This is a genomic window from Anabaena sp. FACHB-1391 (genome assembly GCF_014696755.1).
In the GTDB taxonomy this organism is placed as follows: domain Bacteria; phylum Cyanobacteriota; class Cyanobacteriia; order Cyanobacteriales; family Nostocaceae; genus Dolichospermum; species Dolichospermum planctonicum.
On sequence record NZ_JACJQS010000019.1, the window covers coordinates 40,759 to 61,086 of the forward strand.

General features: G+C 35.1%; 20 protein-coding genes and 1 pseudogene. All 21 read left to right on the top strand.

The window, feature by feature from the left end; translation table 11 throughout:
- Positions 1-103: 103 nt before the first annotated feature.
- Complete coding sequence (locus H6F62_RS11105) at positions 104-1,735, top strand: DUF655 domain-containing protein (protein WP_190372059.1); 1,632 nt, start codon at positions 104-106, stop codon at positions 1,733-1,735.
- A 798-nt stretch (positions 1,736-2,533) separates the two neighbouring features.
- Positions 2,534-3,769 (top strand): glycosyltransferase family 4 protein, encoded by a 1,236-nt coding sequence (locus tag H6F62_RS11110; RefSeq protein ID WP_242025980.1) that lies wholly within the window; start codon positions 2,534-2,536, stop codon positions 3,767-3,769.
- A 163-nt stretch (positions 3,770-3,932) separates the two neighbouring features.
- A complete protein-coding gene (locus tag H6F62_RS11115; protein ID WP_137908351.1) occupies positions 3,933-4,358 on the top strand; it encodes a hypothetical protein in 426 nt (141 codons plus the stop codon).
- A gap of 93 nt (positions 4,359-4,451) precedes the next feature.
- The gene (locus H6F62_RS11120; RefSeq protein ID WP_137908350.1) at positions 4,452-5,288 is read left to right on the top strand and encodes an ABC transporter permease; all 837 of its coding nucleotides are present in this window, start codon (positions 4,452-4,454) and stop codon (positions 5,286-5,288) included.
- Between the two features lie 211 nt (positions 5,289-5,499).
- Entirely contained in the window at positions 5,500-6,270 is a 771-nt protein-coding gene (locus H6F62_RS11125) for a Uma2 family endonuclease (RefSeq protein ID WP_137908349.1), read from the top strand.
- 21 nt (positions 6,271-6,291) lie between these two features.
- Complete coding sequence (locus H6F62_RS11130; protein ID WP_190372061.1) at positions 6,292-6,930, top strand: hypothetical protein; 639 nt, start codon at positions 6,292-6,294, stop codon at positions 6,928-6,930.
- 91 nt (positions 6,931-7,021) lie between these two features.
- Positions 7,022-7,474 (top strand): DUF29 domain-containing protein, encoded by a 453-nt coding sequence (locus H6F62_RS11135; RefSeq protein WP_190372062.1) that lies wholly within the window; start codon positions 7,022-7,024, stop codon positions 7,472-7,474.
- 25 nt (positions 7,475-7,499) lie between these two features.
- Positions 7,500-7,967, top strand: coding sequence for a DUF29 domain-containing protein (locus tag H6F62_RS11140; protein ID WP_137908346.1), 468 nt, complete (start codon positions 7,500-7,502; stop codon positions 7,965-7,967).
- A gap of 100 nt (positions 7,968-8,067) precedes the next feature.
- Entirely contained in the window at positions 8,068-8,679 is a 612-nt protein-coding gene (locus H6F62_RS11145; RefSeq protein WP_242025982.1) for a hypothetical protein, read from the top strand.
- A gap of 82 nt (positions 8,680-8,761) precedes the next feature.
- Positions 8,762-8,976 (top strand): annotated as a pseudogene (locus tag H6F62_RS20970) (ATP-binding cassette domain-containing protein); the annotation flags it as partial.
- A 12-nt stretch (positions 8,977-8,988) separates the two neighbouring features.
- Positions 8,989-9,303 (top strand): DUF2281 domain-containing protein, encoded by a 315-nt coding sequence (locus H6F62_RS11150; protein WP_190372063.1) that lies wholly within the window; start codon positions 8,989-8,991, stop codon positions 9,301-9,303.
- Positions 9,284-9,895, top strand: coding sequence for a retropepsin-like aspartic protease (locus tag H6F62_RS11155; RefSeq protein WP_137908344.1), 612 nt, complete (start codon positions 9,284-9,286; stop codon positions 9,893-9,895). Before H6F62_RS11150 ends, H6F62_RS11155 begins: the two co-directional genes overlap by 20 nt.
- Positions 9,896-10,053: 158 nt before the next feature.
- On the top strand, positions 10,054-11,313 hold the full coding sequence (locus H6F62_RS11160; RefSeq protein WP_190372064.1) for an ABC transporter ATP-binding protein: 1,260 nt from the start codon (positions 10,054-10,056) through the stop codon (positions 11,311-11,313).
- Positions 11,314-11,320: 7 nt separating this feature from the next.
- Positions 11,321-12,229 carry a hypothetical protein gene (locus tag H6F62_RS11165; protein WP_190372065.1) on the top strand — a complete coding sequence of 303 codons (909 nt, stop codon included), beginning with the start codon at positions 11,321-11,323 and terminating at the stop codon, positions 12,227-12,229.
- Positions 12,230-12,264: 35 nt separating this feature from the next.
- Positions 12,265-13,356, top strand: a complete 1,092-nt coding sequence (locus H6F62_RS11170; RefSeq protein ID WP_190372066.1) for a DegT/DnrJ/EryC1/StrS aminotransferase family protein — start codon at positions 12,265-12,267, stop codon at positions 13,354-13,356.
- Between the two features lie 17 nt (positions 13,357-13,373).
- Positions 13,374-13,853, top strand: coding sequence for a GNAT family N-acetyltransferase (locus H6F62_RS11175; RefSeq protein ID WP_190372067.1), 480 nt, complete (start codon positions 13,374-13,376; stop codon positions 13,851-13,853).
- A 12-nt stretch (positions 13,854-13,865) separates the two neighbouring features.
- Positions 13,866-15,098 carry a glycosyltransferase family 1 protein gene (locus tag H6F62_RS11180; RefSeq protein WP_190372068.1) on the top strand — a complete coding sequence of 411 codons (1,233 nt, stop codon included), beginning with the start codon at positions 13,866-13,868 and terminating at the stop codon, positions 15,096-15,098.
- A 707-nt stretch (positions 15,099-15,805) separates the two neighbouring features.
- A complete protein-coding gene (locus tag H6F62_RS11185) occupies positions 15,806-16,957 on the top strand; it encodes a hypothetical protein (protein ID WP_190372069.1) in 1,152 nt (383 codons plus the stop codon).
- Between the two features lie 69 nt (positions 16,958-17,026).
- On the top strand, positions 17,027-18,373 hold the full coding sequence (locus H6F62_RS11190) for a glycosyltransferase family 4 protein (RefSeq protein ID WP_190372070.1): 1,347 nt from the start codon (positions 17,027-17,029) through the stop codon (positions 18,371-18,373).
- Entirely contained in the window at positions 18,370-19,341 is a 972-nt protein-coding gene (locus H6F62_RS11195) for a glycosyltransferase family A protein (protein ID WP_190372071.1), read from the top strand. The genes H6F62_RS11190 and H6F62_RS11195 overlap by 4 nt, the downstream gene beginning before the upstream one ends.
- A gap of 7 nt (positions 19,342-19,348) precedes the next feature.
- Positions 19,349-20,314: a glycosyltransferase family A protein gene (locus H6F62_RS11200; protein ID WP_190372072.1), complete on the top strand. Its 966-nt coding sequence runs from the start codon at positions 19,349-19,351 to the stop codon at positions 20,312-20,314.
- Positions 20,315-20,328 lie beyond the last annotated feature (14 nt).

Sequence of the window (20,328 nt, forward strand, 5' to 3'; positions counted from 1 at the left end):
TGTCTTTTTTAGGTAAAAGTTTCGCACCAAGTCGCCAATTGTGATTTAATTATTATATTAAAATCGTATTCAAATCCCTGTAATTTACTTTAATTAGATTGCTGTGTCTATTTTCCCACAAATCCGCTATTTTTCCTGTATATTTTTGTTGCTATTCACCCTGACTATTTGTGAACGAGTTAAATCAGGAAATCAGCTTTTAGCACCATTACCACAAGATCCTTTAATTCAAGTTTACTTCAATAATTCTCAATCCTCCGAATATCGGGAAATCTATCGTCAAAAAACTCGCTTAGGGGACGATTTAGAAAAGCAAATTGTGGATACTATTTCTCAAGCTAAATCTACTATTGATATAGCTGTACAACAGTTGCGTTTACCAAAAGTTGCCCAAATATTAGCACAAAAACAAAAAGACGGCGTAAAAATTAGGTTGATTTTAGAAAGTAATTATTCTCGTCCTTGGAGTAGTTTCACTTCCGCAGAAATAGCCAAATTAGGAAAAAGGGAACAAGAACGATATCAAGATTTTCAGAAATTTGTTGATCTCAATCAAGATCATCAAATCACATCAGAAGAAATTAGTCAACGAGATGCTTTAGTAATTATTAAAAATGCCCAAATTCCTGCAATAGATGATACTGCGGATGGTTCAAAAGGTAGTAATTTAATGCACCATAAATTTGTGGTTGTTGATCATCGTTTTGTGATTATTACTTCTGCAAATTTTACCCTGAGTGATACCTCTGGAGATTTTACAAATCCTAGTAGTTTAGGAAATAATAATAATTTACTCAAAATTGATAGTCCTGAATTAGCAACTTTACTCACCCAGGAGTTTAATATTATGTGGGGTGACGGTATAGGAGGAAAACTAGATAGTAAATTCGGACTTCAAAAACCTCCCCGTCAACCCAAAACAATCATTGTAGGTAATAGCAAAATCACAGTTAATTTTTCCCCAATTTCTCCCACTCAACCCTGGAATATTAGCAGTAATGGTTTAATTAATCAAACTTTATCCGCAAGTAGAAAAACCATTGATTTAGCATTATTCGTATTTTCTGATCAACAACTTGCTAATACCCTCGAAAACCTGCATGATCAAAAAGTCCAAATTCGGGCTTTAATTGAACCAGAATTTGCTTATCGTCCCTACAGTGAAGCTTTAGATATGATGGGATTTTCTTTAAGTGATAACTGTCAAGATGAAGTAGATAATCATCCTTGGAAAAATCCGATTTCTACCGTGGGAGTTCCCATTTTACCCCAAGGTGATTTATTACATCATAAATTTGCAGTTATTGACCATCAAACTGTAATTACAGGTTCACATAATTGGTCTGAAGCTGCTAATCATGGCAATGATGAAATATTAATTGTCATTGAAAATCCTACGGTAGCAAATCATTTTCAGCGCGAATTTAATCGGCTCTATGGTAAAATAAAAACAGGTTTACCAGCAAATATCCAATCTAAAATAGACGCAGAAGTTAAACAATGTCCCCAAATACAAAAACCATCATCTTCGACAATTTCCACTCCGACTAAAATTAACCTCAATACCGCAACTCAAGCAGAATTAGAAACTCTTCCCGGAGTTGGTAAAAAGTTAGCCCAAAAAATAATTATAGCCCGACAACAACAAAAATTTACTTCTTTCAAAGATGTTGGCAAAATACCAGGAATTAGTGATAAAACCTTAGCCAAATGGGAGGGAATCATCATTTGGTAAATATTTTTTTAACAAATCGCAGACAATAAAGAGGTCGGAGAAAAGCGGATTTTTATCTCTTATTTATTACGGGGTTTATTTTGTCTTAAAAGGTAGTACATTATACTGAATAATCAAAGTATCCAAAAAATATTAACTTTTTTTAAGTTAACTTGGATTGTTTTCGTGATAGTGTTAGGTGTATACATAAGGTTAATTAACGTAATTTACAATCACCTATGTAAAAATAAAAATCAGCTCGAATAAAGCAAATATACAGTTTATATCAGCAAAAACCAAGCGGTGATAGGGATAGAAGATTTGAATGTATCTGGAATATTAGCAAATGGTAAGTTAGCTAAAGCTATAGCTGATATGGATTTTTATGAGTTCCTTAGGCTGTTAGCTTTTTTGTATCGGAGTTCGGGAACAAAAACGTAAAATAAGCTTCAAGCTTCAAGTACCTTGACAGAACTTTGGTTAACGGTAGAATAAAAAAGTTAAACCCTATAACCTTTTTTACTGTAAGTTTTTTGACTGTAAATTTTGTAGGAGTTTGGGTGTAGTTTTTAAATAAAAGCAGTGTTGTATATGCCAAAAACTTTGACAAAGATTCTCAATTTAACAATCACTAGACCGGGGAAATCTTTATGTGTATAAATAATATAGTTATGTTATAGTTATGTGTATCATCAGGTTTTATATGGTAAAGTGTTTATGGTAGCAAATAACTTAATCAGTAAGATGCCATTAAGATCTTCCTTTAATAGATTGAATCAAGTTCATGGGTCTCAATTATCTGAATTTGGCAGTAATTGGATGAGTGTATCTGTGATCACAGAGTTTTTCCCGCCCGACTATGCGGCCACAGGACAGTTGATTGAGGAATTAGTGAATGAGCTAGAGAAACAAGGAGTAACCATTAAAGTATTCACAGGACAACCGGGGTACGCGTTTACTACATCTGAAGCACCAGCATCAGAACAAAGAGGTAATGTTCTCGTGCGTAGATCCCGGTCTACCCAGATGTGGAGTGGCAGAATTCGTGGTAAAGCTGTGGGAGGAGTTTTATTTACACTGCGGGCTTTTCTGCATATTCTTAGGAACTATGGCAAATCAGATGTATTCTTATTAACTTCAGCACCTCCATTCTTACCAGTAGCAGGATATTTTAGTCATTTATTATGGAAATTTCCTTATGTATGTTTAATTTATGACCTATATCCAGATATTGCGATCGCCCTGGGAGTAGTTGCCAAAAATCACTGGTTAGTAAAATTTTGGCGAGCAATCAACCGCAAGGTTTGGCAAAGTTCTCAAGGCATTATTGTCCTAAGTCCTGCTATGAAAGAGCGAGTGATAGCCATCTGTCCAGAAGTAGCTGACAAAGTTTCGGTGATTCACAGTTGGGGAGATCCCAAACTCATTGTCCCCATAGCCAAAGAAAACAACTGGTTTGCCAAAAAACATAATTTAGTCAACAAATTTACAGTTCTTTATTCTGGTAATATGGGCAGGTGTCATGATCTAGACACCATTTTAGCAACTGCTCAACAACTGCAAAACCAGCCTATTCAGTTTGTTTGTATAGGTGGTGGCCCCAAAAGGGAAAGCTTTATTCAAGACGTAGCTCGTTTAGGACTAAAAAACTTTCTCTTTCTCCCCTATCAAGAAAAGAGCGTATTACCATATTCCCTGACAGCTTGTGACTTGTCATTAGTTAGTGTAGAAGAGGGTTTAGAAAGTTTAGTTGCTCCCAGCAAACTCTACCCAGCTTTAGCAGCCGGAAGACCCATAGCAGTTGTTTGTCCAAAAACTTGCTACTTGCCAGAGCTAATAGCAGATGGTAAATTTGGTATTGCCATTGAGAACGGAGATAGTAATGCTTTATCTGAATTTATTCTCCAATTAAGTAGCCATCCCCAAATTGCAGAAAAAATGGGTCAGTCCGCCCGCGAATATTTGCAATCAAATTTTACGCCAGAAATTATAGCCAAACAATACATCAACGTGCTAAACTATTCTAGGGATGGAAATTGCTCCCACAGCAATTAACCTGATTTTCCAAGAGTATATATAACTACAATCTAACCGCTCTAAAAAAATTAAATATCTGAGACTAGAATCAGGAGTTGGGCTTCGATGGTCATGTTGATCTCAGTCCCTCCCATGCAACCTTCTTGCGATCTATTGTTTAGTTATTGATCAGGGGGCCAAAGTGCAAAAAAGGTGTGACAAAAATCGGAAGCGTTCTCAGCGTAGAGCCATATACTGTCCAATCCATAACTGCTATATGGATAGTGTTAGCCAAAAATACGGACTATTTGCCGAAAAACCCGGACAACTACAGGCGCGGGGTATAGCCCGACGAGAAGCGATGATTTTAGTGGCGGCTAAAACCACAGTTTCCTTAGAAGGTGAGTGGTTAGAGGCTTTCTGGTGTCAAGAGTGCCAGGAAACAAGATGGTATCATGTACACAAACTTAAATCCAAATATGAGTTATGTCTTGCTTCAGCGGAAATGTGGCAACAAGCCACAGGTGTGATTGATCCCCATCGTAATCCCTCCGTGGGAGAGTTTACCTACAGGCAATCCCGCACACTTAATGGTAACAGTGTGAAAGATTTTTCAAATATGAATTGATATGAAAAAAGCACTCATTTGTGGAGGATCTGGACAAGATGGAGCTTATCTGGCTCAAATGATGGTAAAAGCGAGGTTAGCTAAGTCAAAATCATGAAACAAACAACTTCTCAGCCAGAACTAATCATAGAAGCAGGGCGCACAGAAAAGCAATATTGGCAAGACTTATGGCGATATAGGGAATTATTTTATTTCCTAGCTTGGCGAGATATATTAGTTAGATATAAACAAACAGCCATTGGTATTGCATGGGCATTAATTCGTCCTTTTTTGACAATGGTAGTATTTACAGTAGTATTTGGACAATTGGCAAAATTACCCTCAGAAGGTGCGCCCTATCCAATTCTTGTATTTTCTGCTATGTTACCTTGGCAATTCTTTTCCAACTCACTCTCAGAGTGTAGTAATAGTTTAATTACAAATTCTAACTTACTATCTAAAGTCTATTTTCCTAGATTAGTAGTTCCTACAAGTGCGGTAGTAGTGAGCTTTGTAGACTTTATGATTTCTGGAATGATTTTATTGGCTTTAATGGCATGGTATAACTTTGTTCCTAGTTGGCGGATTTTAACTTTACCATTGTTTATTGCTGTTGCCTTTGCTGCTTCCATGGGGGCAGGTTTGTGGTTAGCTTCCTTAAATGTCCAATATCGAGATTTTCGGTTTATTGTGCCATTTATTGTCCAATTTGGTTTATATATTTCACCAGTAGGATTTAGTAGTAGCATTGTTCCTGAGCAGTGGCGGTTTATATATTCCTTGAATCCAATGGTAGGAGTAATTGATGGTTTCCGCTGGGCAATTTTGGGTGGGAACTCCCAGTTGTATTTGCCAGGTTTTATTCTCTCCATGGGATTAGTGTTTTTATTATTAGTAAGTGGGATTTGGTATTTCCGCAAGATGGAACGAACTTTTGCAGATGTGATTTAAGATCAAATTCTCAAGTAGATAGATATACTATTCAAATCAAAAAATATAACCTGAAAGATTTTATGATTGGAGATCATATTTGTTATTATTCTGATTTAACAAAAATGCGTGATCATTATCCTCACTGGGATATGACAATTTCCTTAGAAGAGACAATTAAGCAGATAGTTGAATCTTGGCAACAGCGATTAAATACAGGAGATAATTAACAATGTATCAAAGTGATGTGTATAGCAAACCTAGCTATGAGCCATTACCTCCTCAACAAACACTGCCAACGATGTATGATTTACCTAGTGAAGATCCAGAGGAGCCAGGGTTGCCAGACGAATTTCACCTTTTACAACCAGAATTATTGCGTAGTACCTTTCGTCCACCTTCTTATGCAGAAGATAATGTATTTACAGCCAGCGACCTAAACTTATACTATGATATTAAGCATACACAATGGTATAAAAGACCAGATTGGTTTGCAGTATTAGGAGTATCTCGTTTTTCTGAACAAACAGAACTGAGATTAAGTTATGTTACCTGGTGTGAAGGAACATATCCCTTTGTAGTAGTAGAACTAATATCACCAGGAACAGAAAACGAAGACTTAGGTAAAAACTTAGGTAAAAACTTACGGGAAATTAATCAACCTCCCAATAAATGGACAGTATATGAGCAAATTCTGAGAATCCCCTATTATTTTGTCTACAACCGCTATACCAACGAGTTCCACTGCTTTGGGTTAGTAATGAACCGTTATCAACCGCTATCTATTAATGGACTAGGGGTATGGTTAGAAGAAGCAGAATTAGGTCTAGGATTATGGGAAGGAGAATATCAAGGATTAACCAGACAGTGGTTACGTTGGTATGATCAAGATAATAACTGGTTGCCTACACCAGAAGAAAGAGAAAAACAACGGGCAGATTTAGCTGAAGCAGAATTAGCTAAACTAAGACAGTTAATAGCAGAACAAGGAATTAATTTATAAGCAAAATTAAGGTTATAAGAAATGGCTTATAGTGACTTTACTCTAGAAAGAATCACTAAAATCTTTGGCATTAATATTGAAGAAAGAACAAATGTTTTCCCTGCTTTCGACGAGTTAACAGTTGATGCTTTTTTTATCAAATACTTACAAAATAATATTCCCTTAGCTCAAGCAATTAGTACAGAAAAAGCCAAATCAGAAATGATTATTGCACCTGTTTTAATTGAAGTAAGAAGATTATTAGATAATAAAATTAGTTTATTCTCTGGAATTGATTTTAATGTTAATATTGAGCAAGGTTTAAATGGATTTTGCGATTTCTTAATCGGTCTATCATCTCAACAGTTATATGTAACATCTCCGGTGATTGCTTTGGTGGAGGCAAAAAATGATAATCTTAAACAAGGATTCGCTCAATGTATTGCTGAAATGATTGCTGCTGCTCAATTAAATCAATCGGAGGGAAATAATATTGAAAATATTTATGGTTGTGTTACGAATGGTAATCAATGGGTATTCTTACAATTAACTGGTAATCTAGTGATAGTTGATTTAGATGAGTATTATATCAATCAACCAGAAAAAATTATTAGTGTATTTGTGAGTCTAATTAAGTCAGAGTTAGAGTTGAATCTCAAACAAATCAGTAGAATTAGCTAAAATAGTTACTAGCAGAACAAGAAATTAATTTATAGAGATTCCTGTTAACGATCAATATTTAAATTGTAGCTGATGTAGCTGAGTAAGTAAAATGCAACCCACACAAGCAAATTACCAGATTTATGAACAAGATTATCCTGAATGGTTAGGGATTACCCTTAACCAACTACAAAATCGGGATTTAGAAAATATTGACTGGGAACATTTAATTGAGGAAATTGCTGCATTGGGAAACGAACAAAGGCTTAAAGTAGAAAGTTATTTATTGAGACTTTTAATTCATCTACTATTGTATAATTATTGGAGTTCAGAAAAACATTGGTCAGGGAGAGGTTGGGAAAAAGAAATTGATAACTTTAGGCTGGAATTAGATTTATTATTGGAGTCTAAAGTTCTTTATAACCATTGTACAAAAATCCTAAACAAGATATACATCAAAGCTAGAAACAATGCCATTCGTAAATCTGAACTATCTCCAGAAATATTCCCTGAAAATTGTCCTTATTCCTTAACAGAAATTCTCAATCCTGAATGGTTGCCATGATCACAAGCAATCTAAATAATCAATTATGTTAGATTCTCAACAAGAGTTAAATACCTTATACCATCAAGATTTATATCAATGGATAGAAACTACTATTCATAAAATTCAGCATCAGAATTTAGACCAATTAGATTGGGAAAACTTAATCCTAGAGTTAGAAGATTTGGGCAACTCTCAAAAGTATGAATTAGAAAGCCGATTGCTAGTATTATTTGAGCATTTATTAAAATTAGCATATTGGCAAGAAGAAAGAGAATATAATAGTCGCGGATGGAAGGGTACAATTATAGAACAACGAAAACAAATTCAGAAACTTTTAAAAAGAAATCCTAGTCTTAAACCTTTCTGGTTAGAGATATTTTCAGAAACATATCTAGATGCTAGAGACATTACTATAGTCAAAACTGGATTGGATGCTGAGGTTTTTCCTAGAGAAGTATTTTGTACTCCTGAGCAAGCTATAGATGAAAATTGGCAACCAAATATCGTATAATTATACTGATGTATGTGTAGTTGGTAAAACCAGGGTAAATGCTTGTATCAAGCAATTCTATAATCTAAGAAAACAATGATAATTAAATTATCAGCAAAAAATGATGATACCTAAAATCAAAATCTTACAAGAGGATCAATCTTATACTTTTAGTTCCTACTTTGATTTACCCTATGAAACCGATGATATTTTAAGAGAATTTGATTATTCATTTATTAAAACAGAGTTATCTTTACCACAAACAGATCAACCTATAGATGAACTGTTACTCGTCAAAGAAAAGATGAGAAAAATTTTACCTTTGATTAGTTTAAGTAGTGAAACTGCTAGACGAGAAACTTTAGTAGCTCCGATTTTAATAGAAATTATTGCTATCTGTAACTGTCAGCTAAAAATTGAATATCCGTTAAGAGTGAGCGATCGCTTAAAAGGAACTTTAGATTATTTATTACAGTCTAGACATGATTTATTAGTGATTGAAGCAAAAAAAGATGATTTAACAAAAGGTTTTACTCAACTCGCAGTGGAATTAATTGCTTTATCTCAAGTTACGGAGCAAGATATATTTTATGGTGCTGTAACTATTGGTACTTTGTGGCAATTTGGTAAATTAGATAAAGTTGAAAAAACTATCTATCAAGATCTAAACCTTTTTAAAATTCCTGATGATTTGCTGGATTTAGGTAAAGTTTTATTAGGTATTTTAGCATAATAACATTATGGATAAATTTATCATCATTTCTCCTAATATGAGAATCTATAACTCATCGAGTTAATATTTTTCAAATTGATAGTTAAAGGATGTGTAATTGGATATTAAACAAGGGGATAGAATAGGAATTATTGGCCGTAATAGCGCAGGGAAATCTAATTTTAAAAAAAAATTAAGTTGCATTGCATGACAGAACCAACCTGTGGTAAAATATTTATAAAAGGTCGAGTTGCTAGTTTATTGAAGGTAGGAATATGTCTTGATTCTGAATTGACCGTTAGAGATAACATTGAACTAAAATAATTTAGGATGGTAGTTCTGTTTACACAAACAGAAGAAATTACTGAAAATATAATTCAAAAAATCCAAAATTTACCCCTAAAAAACCAACAACAAATATTGGATTACATTGAATTTATTGCCAACAAATATCAACCGGAAAAAGTTAATCTAACTCAAAAAAACCAAAAACGAATTGCTGGACTTCAAGGAGGAAAAATTTGGATGAGTGATGATTTTAACAAACCTTTAGGTGATGAAATTTGGGCATCAGATACAGTTATTCATGAATTTCAATTGTCTCCTGACTTTCCTATAGCTAAATATGAACGAAAAATACAATAGTGCCAAAGAATGGCGTAAAGCAAATTACCGAAAACTAAAACAATATCGTGGAGAATGGATTATTTACACTAAGGATGGTGTAATAGCTCATCACCAAGATTATAGAATCATGACACAGCAAATTGACCTTCAGAACTTAAAATCTTCTGACTACATCACTGAGCGGATCTACGAGAACGAATTTGTTGAGCCAGTGAAGTTTTTCCCAGTGCGTTTTAGAACAGTCAAAAAACATGATTGGCAGCCAAAATACGAAGTCTGTCTAACTTTTCAAAATTCTAAACTCCTGGAAATGCTTGTAGATTCTGGTTCGGATATTAGCCTAATTACATTTTATTTAGGCACAGACTTAGGATATGCCCTCTCTCAAGGAGAAGTTCTGAGTAATGGAGAGGGAGTAGGGGGGAGTGTACAATATGTACTCCGACAAGTTGAAATGCAGATTGATGATTATACCTTTTCTGCTCCTGTGGCCTGGTTACAAAATGAGGATTGCCAGGAAGTTTTATTAGGTAGGGAAGTTGTGTTTGATTTATTTGATATTGAATTTAAACAAGCTGAGGAGAAAATCCTATTCAAATATAGGGGATAACTACTGGCAACTTATAAAATAAGTGTGTTATAAGTTATCTAATAATATACTATAGGTGGGTAATTTGGCTACTTCTATAATTAAATGCTAAATTTAGCTTAATCTTGAGATATATAAGCCGTCAAATCAATAATTTTCAAATTGGTAAATTAATACTTATGTCAGATGCAGTTATTCGCGTTGAAAATCTAGGCAAAAAATATATTATTGGCCATCAACAGCAGGAACGCTATACAGCACTGCGAGATGTGATTACTAATAAGGTTAAATCTATTAGTAGTCTACTAAATCCGCAAGCTAAGAATGAAAATCCTGCTTTTGAGGAATTTTGGGCTTTAAAGGATGTATCCTTTGATATTAAACAGGGTGATAGAGTTGGGATTATTGGGCGTAATGGGGCGGGAAAATCAACACTATTGAAGATTTTAAGCCGCATTACAGAACCGACAAAAGGGAGTATTAAAATTAAGGGTAGGGTGGCGAGTTTATTGGAGGTGGGAACAGGTTTTCATCCAGAGTTGACGGGGAGAGAGAATATATTTCTCAATGGTGCTATTCTAGGCATGGGTAAGGAGGAGATTAAGCGGAAGTTTGATGAAATTGTGGCGTTTGCGGAGGTGGAGAAGTTTCTAGATACTCCAGTAAAGCGTTATTCTTCGGGGATGTATGTGCGGTTGGCGTTTGCGGTGGCGGCGCATTTAGAGCCGGAAATTTTGATTGTGGATGAGGTTTTGGCGGTGGGGGATGCAGCGTTTCAGAAGAAGTGTCTGGGCAAGATGGAAGATGTGGGGAAGGAGGGGAGGACGGTTTTATTTGTGAGCCATAACATGGCTACTGTGACAACGCTATGCCAAAGGGCTATTTGGCTAGTTAATGGTCAAGTTAATTCAGAGGGGGATGCAGAGCATATAACTAGTAAGTATTTAACCTATGGTGCCGAACATTCTGGAGAGATTATTATTACTAATAAATTTGACAATCAGCGCTTTTGGTTTAACAAAGTTTCTTTACTAGATACAAAAGAAAATGTTAGCTCTGTTTTTGATGTACGAGAGCCAATAAAAGTTTGCTTAGAGTATGAACTTGCAGAGAATATTAATGGATTAGAAGTTGGTTTTAAGGTGATAAACTCTTCTGGAATTCCAATTTTTACTGTTGATAGGTCATTTCATTTGTCTCCCGAACTCTCTAAGGGAGTTTACTTAGCAGAAGTTGAAATTCCTCCGCTATTTCTAGCTCCTGGCTGTTATAGTATTAATGTTGCTTCTCATATTCCCAATGTCGAAATTTTATCTCATCACCAATCCCTGATGAGTTTTGAGATCGAAGAAACTGGTAGCCATATGGCTTTGTATAAAGGTCTAGCATTTGGAGTAGTGCTTGTAGATTTTCATTGGAAAGAATTAGCTATAAAATAGGCAAATTATGAATATTATTACTAAGATTAAAGCAAAAATTAATTTATTGGGAGCTATATTTGATAAAGTTATTTCGATACAAAATAAGTTAATTAAAATTCAAGAAACTTTGGGAAGAATCGAATCTCGGCAATTACAATCTCTAGATAAATTAGAATTACAAGATAATGAGTTTCAAGTGTTTTCTCAATGGGGAGAAGATGGGATTATTCAGATGCTTTTAAGACATATTGAGATACCTAATAAAATATTTATTGAATTTGGAGTTGAGAATTATACCGAATCCAATACTAGATTTTTACTGATAAATGACAATTGGGCAGGTTTAGTTATTGATGGAAGTCCTGAAAATATTAGTTATATTAAGCAAGATTCGATATATTGGCAGCGAAATTTAAAAGCTGTTCAAGCATTTATTGATCAAGATAATATTAATAAAATTATTGCTGAAAATGGTATAAAAGGAGAAATAGGAATTCTGTCAATTGATATTGACGGTAATGATTATTGGGTATGGCAAGCTATTGATGTTGTAGCCCCGGCTATAGTGATTATTGAATATAACTCTATCTTTGGAAAAGATAAAGCTGTAACAATTCCCTATGATCCATCTTTTGTTCGTTCTGAGGCTCATTATTCCATGCTGTATGCAGGAGCTTCTCTAAAAGCACTTTATAATTTAGGAAAAGCTAAAGGATATTCATTTGTAGGATGTAATAGTGTTGGTAACAATGCTTTTGCTTTTTTTGTCCGTCAAGATTTAAAACCAACTGCTATTAAAGAATTGACGGTAGCAGAAGGGTATATAGCAAGTCAGTTTCGTGAATCTCGTGATGAAAAAGGAAATTTATCTTATCTTTCTTGGGATGAAGGAAATAAAATATTATCTTCTTTACCCTTGGTGGATCTTGAATAAAACAAAATATAGTTAATCAAATACTCTTAATAAAAATGTACAAAATTCCTGTTTATCAACCCTCACTTGTAGGCAACGAAAAAAAATACGTTAATGACTGTTTAGATTCTAATTGGATTTCTTCCAAGGGAAAATATGTCTCTCTCTTTGAGAAAGAATTTGCAAATTATGTTGATGTAAAATATGCCACTGGAGTTTCTAACGGCACAGTTGCCTTACACCTTGCATTAGTCGCTCTTGGCATCGGTACTGGTGATGAGGTTATTGTTCCTACTCTAACTTATATTGCCTCAGTTAATGCCATTGTTTACACAGGAGCTACACCTGTATTTGTGGATTCTCTTCCTGATACTTGGCAAATAGCTCCTGAAGAAGTTCGCAAAAGCATTACACCAAGAACTAAAGCAATTATGGCAGTCCATTTATATGGACATCCTTGTGAAATGTCAGTTCTCAGAGAAATAGCTGATGCACATAAACTATTTCTGATAGAAGATTGTGCTGAAGCTATAGGCTCTAAATATCAAGGTAATCATGTCGGTACTTTTGGAGACATAGCAACTTTTAGTTTCTACGGGAATAAAACCATAACAACTGGTGAAGGAGGAATGTTAGTCACCAATGATCAAACTATCTTTGAGCGTGCTGTTCATTTTAAAGGACAAGGTTTGGCTAAATACCGTGAGTATTGGCACGATGTCATAGGTTATAACTACCGCATGACTAATATTTGTGCTGCGATTGGGTTAGCTCAACTGGAAAGAATAAATGATATTTTATCAAAAAAACGTCAAATTGCTGAACTATACAAAGAGTTGTTAAAAGATACAGAATTCAAAGTTCATCAGGAAGTTGGGGATGTGTTTCATTCTTATTGGATGATTTCGATTCTGATTTCTCAAGCTAATCAAAGGGATACAGTAAGAGAACATTTATCAGAAGCAGGAATCGAAACTCGTCCAGTTTTTTATCCTGTACACACTATGCCAATGTATACTCAAAAGTATCAAAAGCATCAAGTAGCTGAGGATATTGGCTGGCGTGGGATAAATCTTCCTAGTTATCCTGATTTGTCTCCAGAACAAATTGATTATATTTGTGATAGTCTAAAAAAGTTTATTTTTTAAGTTAAGTGTAGTTTTCTATGCCATACATTGGTTTCAGAACATTAAATAATTCAGATGCACAGTCTTTAAGCAATCTATTGCTTAATAGTTCCTCCGAATATATAAAATATTTCCATCCTTTTGATTTTCAAATGCTATCAATTCAGAAAATACTTGATAGTGCTGTTAATGACAAATTTTTTGGTATAGAACTTAAACAAGATAGTTCAGAATCAGATAAATTAATTGGATTTTATATGTTGAGAGGAATGGATGAAGGATATGCTGAACCAATGTATGGTGTTTTTGTTAATCAAGAATGGCAAGGTAAAGGAATAGCACGCTTAACTTTATCTCATGCAGAATGCTTTTGTAAAATAAATTCATATAAACATCTATTACTAAAAGTAAACCACAACAACTACCTTGCCAAGAAATTATATAAGTCTATAGGTTTTCAATTTTTAAGAGAAGAGACAAAGATTAATAATGTTGTTTTGTACAAAGATATCTATTAGGAAACTATAGTTATGATGAAAATAGGTTACTGGCTAGGTAGTGCAAGTATACATGGAGGAGGAACTTCTCCCTATGCCTGGCGTGTGCTTGAATTATTGTTAAGTCAAAGTAAAAATCATAATGTTGAGATTGTGATTTTAGGTACTAATGAAGTACATAAAGATTGTCTTGAATTAATTAATAAATATCAAGCAACCGCTAAAATAGCTCTATTTACGTATAAGTTTAATTTAATTAAACGTTTGGGAAGAATTTTAGGACTTATCCTAGCTAAATTTATCAATAAATTGAATCTTAATAGTCAGTTGCCTTTAATTCTTAATCCCTTATATAGCTGGTTTTCTTCTTTAGATATTGACTTACTTCATGTTCCTTATCAAACAGCACCAATCTATGATTTACCTTATCCATTTATTGTGACAATGCACGATGTCCAAGAATTACATTTTCCTGAATTTTTTACTCCAGAAGAGCGTGCTGCAAGAGCAGAGCATTATTGGAAATCTCTTAAATATGCTAGTGGTGTAGTTGTATCTTTTGATCATGTCAAGCAAGATTTGATCAAGTATTTTCGCTTGACTGAATCAAAGATTTATGTTTGTCCACTTCCTTACAATCAAATAAAATTAGCATCTCCTACTGAACAAGAAACCGAATTTTATAACCAAAAATATAGTAACTTAAAATCTTTTATCCTTTATCCTGCTCAAACTTGGGAGCATAAGAATCATTTATCTTTAATTAAAGCAGTAGAATTAATTAAAGTTAAATACGATCGCTCTATTAATGTTATTTGTACTGGTAAAAAGAACCCCAATTTTTTCCCAAATATAGAAAACAATTTATCAAAATCAACGGTATCAGAGCAAATTATTTTTGTGGACATTGTACCAGAAACAGAATTATATTGGTTATATAAAAATTGTTCTTTAGTAGTAATTCCTACTTTATATGAAGCGGGAAGTTTTCCGCTTTTAGAAGCAATGTCTTTAAAAGTTCCTGTGATTTGTTCTTCAGTTACTTCTCTACCAGAAACTATTGGAGATTCAAGATTTATTTTTGAACCTTTGAATATAGAACAGATGGGAGATTTAATTGTAAATATGTTAAACAATGAAAAATTAAGAATGGATAATATAAAAAATAGCCAAATTAGGATTGAAGAACTAACTAAGATAAATACCTTTGACATGATTGTGCGTGTTTGGGAAAAAAATAGTAAACATCTTAAAAGCGATCGCTAATTTATGAAATCTCAAATTGGTCGTTGTTTATGATAATATAAATAATTCAGGGGAAAAAATGAGTGAAAATTGGCGAGCGAACTGCTTGCAGCAGCGTTTCGCTATCGCCCTTAAAGAATATACTTTAGAACTACAAGCAATAAGATATATAAAACTATACCAACAGGTCAGGCGATCGCTTCGGTTGCAGTAGGCATCGCAACTGGGTATATAATGTGATTATAGCATCTATATCAACCAGTACAGGCGAACTGCTTGCAGCAGCGCTTCGCTATCGCTCAAAGACTTGAAAACCATCCTCGAATATTCATTTAGTCTATCAAATACCCTTTTGTCGTCTAGGGTGGCGGTAATTGAGATATGCTTTGTTGATATTGAAAGCGATCGCTAATTTATGAAATCTCAAATTGGTCGTTGTTTATTATAAGATAAACAATTAAGGGGAAAAAATGAGCGAAAATTGTTGAGCGAACTGCTTGCAGCAGCGTTTCGCTATCGCCCTTAAAGAATATAGTTGAGAACTACAAGCAAAACGGTATATTGAACTATATCAACAGGTATTGGCATAAAATGTGTCTACGAGCGATCGCAGTTAAAAAAATATGGTTCTACCGCTCCCTTTATGGAGAAAATTGATATATTTACCTTTGAATAGTATCCTGTTTCTCAACTCACATAAGGCGTAATTTGCTAAAAACTAATATCCCATGAATAATAATCACATTCTTTGTGTCCTTGGAAGTCCTCCTCGGCAAGGTTTAACTGGTCCAGTCATTCTTGATAGGCATCTAAAAAGATTACCGAGTAAATACGAAATATCTATAGTTGCACCCGAACAATCCTTTGATGGTCTAACATTTCCTGATGAATGGAGGCTTATTCCAATACCGATGCGCAGGTGGTGGTGGATTCCTTATAGATATCAAGTGCCTAAATTGCAAGAAGTTAGGTTCTGGTATTGGCGACAAGAATGTGAAAAAGTTTTGAAAGTCAGCAGACCAACTATAATATTAACAATACTTCATGATACTTATTCTGTTTTTTCTGCTTATTTGTCAAAAATTTGGCAAATACCCTTGATTGTTATTCTTCACGATCAAATGGAATTGGTTGATAAGTCAGATAAGTTGGCTGACTACGTAAAAAAAAATTGGAAATATGTTCTCGATCAAGCAACCGTGATACTGCCAGTATCTTTTGAACTATCAAGAGCATACCAAATTAATGAAATCAGCAAAATTAAACTTCTTCTACCGATACCTGAAGGTAATAGAAATACTTTTGTTGAATGGAAAGAACAATTTAAGCTTTCCCCTATAACCGCTTACGCAGGAAATATATATTCGGCTCAAATTCCTGACTTTAGAAAAGTAGCTAAATCCTTATCAAAGGTTAACGGAAGACTATTACTGATTGTTCCTATGAGTATAGAGGTGAAAGGTTTGTTAAGTGATTGTCCTAATGTAGACTATCATGAACCTTTTAAAAACAACGCAGATGTCATAGAGTATCTAAGTCAGTACGCAAGCTCTATATTGGTAAATTATCCTTTAGATATTAATACAATGCCTTGGATATCAACGAGTTTTCCAAGCAAGCTTGTTGAGTTTTGTCATTTAGGACTACCTGTCTTGATTATTGCCCCAACCTCCACACCTCTAGGTAAATGGAGCCTAGAACATAATTGGCTAAGCTATCTTAGCAATATGGATGACGACAAATTATTACTAACTTTATCTAATATGACAGAAAAGCAGAAATGGCTACAAATGGCAAGCCAGTCTATTACTGTTGCACAAAGTGAGTTTAATCCTGAATATATCCAAGCACAGTTTGAATCTGCGATTTCTATTGGATAAGTATTGATTAAGTTCGCTTTCTTGAAAATTTCGTGGGTTCTAAAAAATTGCAAAGTGCTATAAATATTAATGAAATTACTTTTTGTTGTTCCTGAATATCCCCCACATTATGGAGGAGGAATTGCTTCTTTTTATCAAAACTTACTGCCTAATCTTGCTCAAGCACAACATAAAATTACGGTTTTAGTGGGCAGTGCTTTTACATCAACACTGCCAGATTATCAACAAGACGGTATTCAAGTTAAGTTTTTAGATACAGACCTAGTTAATACTTGTCTAAAAAAATTCGATCGCTACAAGGCAATTCCCGAACTACAAAGACATCTTGCCGCCGCATGGGCGGCGTGGGAGCAAGTCAAGGGCGGTGACGGCTATGATTTAGTTGAAGTAACGGATTGGGGAATGCTATTTGCACCTTGGATCGTATCTCCCAATAGTCCCCCTACTGTCGTCCAGCTTCATGCCAGTATCCGGCAGATAGATTTTTATGACCCGCAGATCGATAGTCAATTGCAAGGAAATTTTGTGAGATTGCTAGAATCAGGATTATTATCGTGTGCCGATGAGTTGCAAGCTAATAGTCAATCAAACTCAATGGATTGGCAACAGCTAACAAACCGCGATGTTTTGTATATTCCTCCATCTCTTGCACTTGATATAGTGCCAACAGCCCAAAATTATCATCAATCTGATTCGATCAATGGTCTAGTAGTAGGACGGATTCAATATTGGAAAGGCGTAACAGTTCTTTGCGAAGCCTTGAGATTGTTGGGAGATCGATCGCCAAATATTGACTGGATTGGACGCGATACGGTTTATTGCGATTCAAAAAGCTTGATGTCCAACCATTTAGTTCAAAACTACGGAGATATTTGGCGGAATAAAATCCTGCCACTTGGCACATTTTCACCAGAAATAACTCGCCAATATCAAGCACAAGCAAAGTTTATTCTTGTGCCTTCTACTTGGGATGTCTTTAACTATACTTGTGTAGAAGGAATGGCTCAGGGAAAAGTTGTACTTTGTTCGGAAGGGGCAGGAGCCGCAGGTTTAATTCGTAATGGAATAAATGGCTTAACTTTTAAGGCAAACGATCCGCAGAGTTTAGCTACTTGTATAGAAACTGTAATGAGTTGGAGTGCAAGTAAATTAGACGAAGTTGGTTCAATGGCAAAGGAAACTATAAATGAAGAGCTTGCTCCTGAATTAATTGCCCAAAAACGAATAGAAGCCTACAAGGATTTGATCAACCGAGGAAAATATCCCGTTAAACCTAATCAATGGTTAGTTGATGCCGTTTCACCACAAAAAAAACTAGATAAACCACTAGCTTTTTTAGATCGATTGCCTTTACGTGAGTTAATAGACTATACAATTAATCGCAGTCTTAAAAAATTCTTGAAAACAATGTCATGAGTTATCCTTCATTAGCACTGTGTATTCCCGCTTACAATGCTGCCAAGTATTTACCTCGTTTACTTGAATCTGCCATGTCGCAACAAATCCCATTTGATGAGATTTGGGTTTATGACGATTGTAGTACTGATGAGACTGGGCAAGTTGCTGCTAAGTATGGAGCTAAAGTAGTTAGAGGCGATATTAACCGTGGATGTTCTTACGGCAAGAATGCATTAGCAGAAAAAACAAGTTGTGAATGGATACATTTCCATGATGCAGACGATCTACTAATGCCAAACTTTACAACAATTGCCCATCAGTGGATGGAACGACAAGATACTCCTGATACGGTTTTATTTGCCTTTGAATACCGAGATGGAGAGACAAATACACTTTATAGTATCAGAAAGTTTGACGATGAGGCTTTACAACGAGATCCTATTGCTTACACAATACTTCATCAAATTAACCCTTTCTGCGGACTTTACCGACGGGTAAAATTTTTAGAGGTTGAGGGCTACGATCTCGATCCTAATGTGCTTTATAATGAGGATGTTGCTTTTCATGTGAGGGCGGCTCGACGAGGTATGACATTTAGAGCCGAACCAACTGTCTCTATTATTAATTACCAATATTCAAACTCCATGTCTCAAGCTAACTTGAGCAAATGTATTACTGCCCATATTTGTGTGCTTGAAAAAGCAGCTTTAGAATCCCATTCGCAATACCATCAATTAATTGCAGAAAAGCTCTGGACTGCGGCGGGGGTTGCGGGTTCTTATCTCGCTTGGGATGTTGCCGATAAAGCCGCAAATCTTGCAGTCAAGTTAGGTGGAAGAAAAGGTGCGGCTAATAATAGCTATTGGTTTAGAACATTTGCTTTAATTAATCCACCTCTAGCTTTACGTGTTCGCGAGTTACTAATACGCTTTTTGCGCCCACAACTAAGACAGGAAAGTCAATATCAGCCTAACCGCAAAAATTAGAATTACAATGAACTCATCTTTAGTTTCTATTTTAATTCCAGCCTACAATGCTGCTCCATATATAGCAGAAACTTTGGATTCGGCTCTGGCACAGACTTGGCAGAATATAGAAATTGTAGTTGTTGATGATGGCTCAACAGATAATACTTTAGCGATCGCCAAAACCTACGAATCAAAGAGAGTCAAGGTAATTAGTCAAGAAAATAAAGGTGCTAGTACAGCTAGGAATAGAGCTTTAAAAGCAGCCCAAGGAGACTTTATTCAATATTTAGATGCTGATGATTTGCTTGCACCGGATAAAATTGAACGTCAGTTAAAGCTTTCAGAATTTGATCGTAACTCAGATTATGTGGCATCAGGAGAATGGGCTAGATTTTTCCAAAACCCATCTGAAGCTATATTTACCCCACAAACTTTATGGACGGATATGTCACCCATTGATTGGCTTATTGCTGCTTGGGAAAAGAATTTGATGATGCACCCTGCGGCTTGGCTTGTACCTCGAAATATTTCTGACTCCGCTGGTATGTGGAATGAGAACGTATCATTGAATGATGATGGTGAATACTTTTGTCGCGTTATTCTCGTTAGTCAAGGTGTTAAGTTTTGTGCAGGTGCTAAATCTTACTATCGGTCAGGTATTTCTGGTAGTTTAAGCGGTTCAAAATCTCGGAAGGCATGGGAATCTGCTTTTTTATCAGCAGAGTTATGTACAAATAATTTATTATCTGTTGAAAATAGCGATCGGACTCGTTATGCTTGTGCTTGTTATTGGCAATGTTTTGTTTTTATGGCATACCCACAAGCTAAGGATTTAATCCAAAAAGCTGAAAAAAATGTTCGTTCTTTAGGAGGGTGTGACTTAAAACCGGAAGGAGGAATTATGTTTAAAGTTATGCGTGAGGTTTTGGGGTGGAAAATAGCAATGCAGTTGCAAAAGTTGTACTACCGTTATCGGTATAACCAAAAGTGATGCAAGTATTTAGC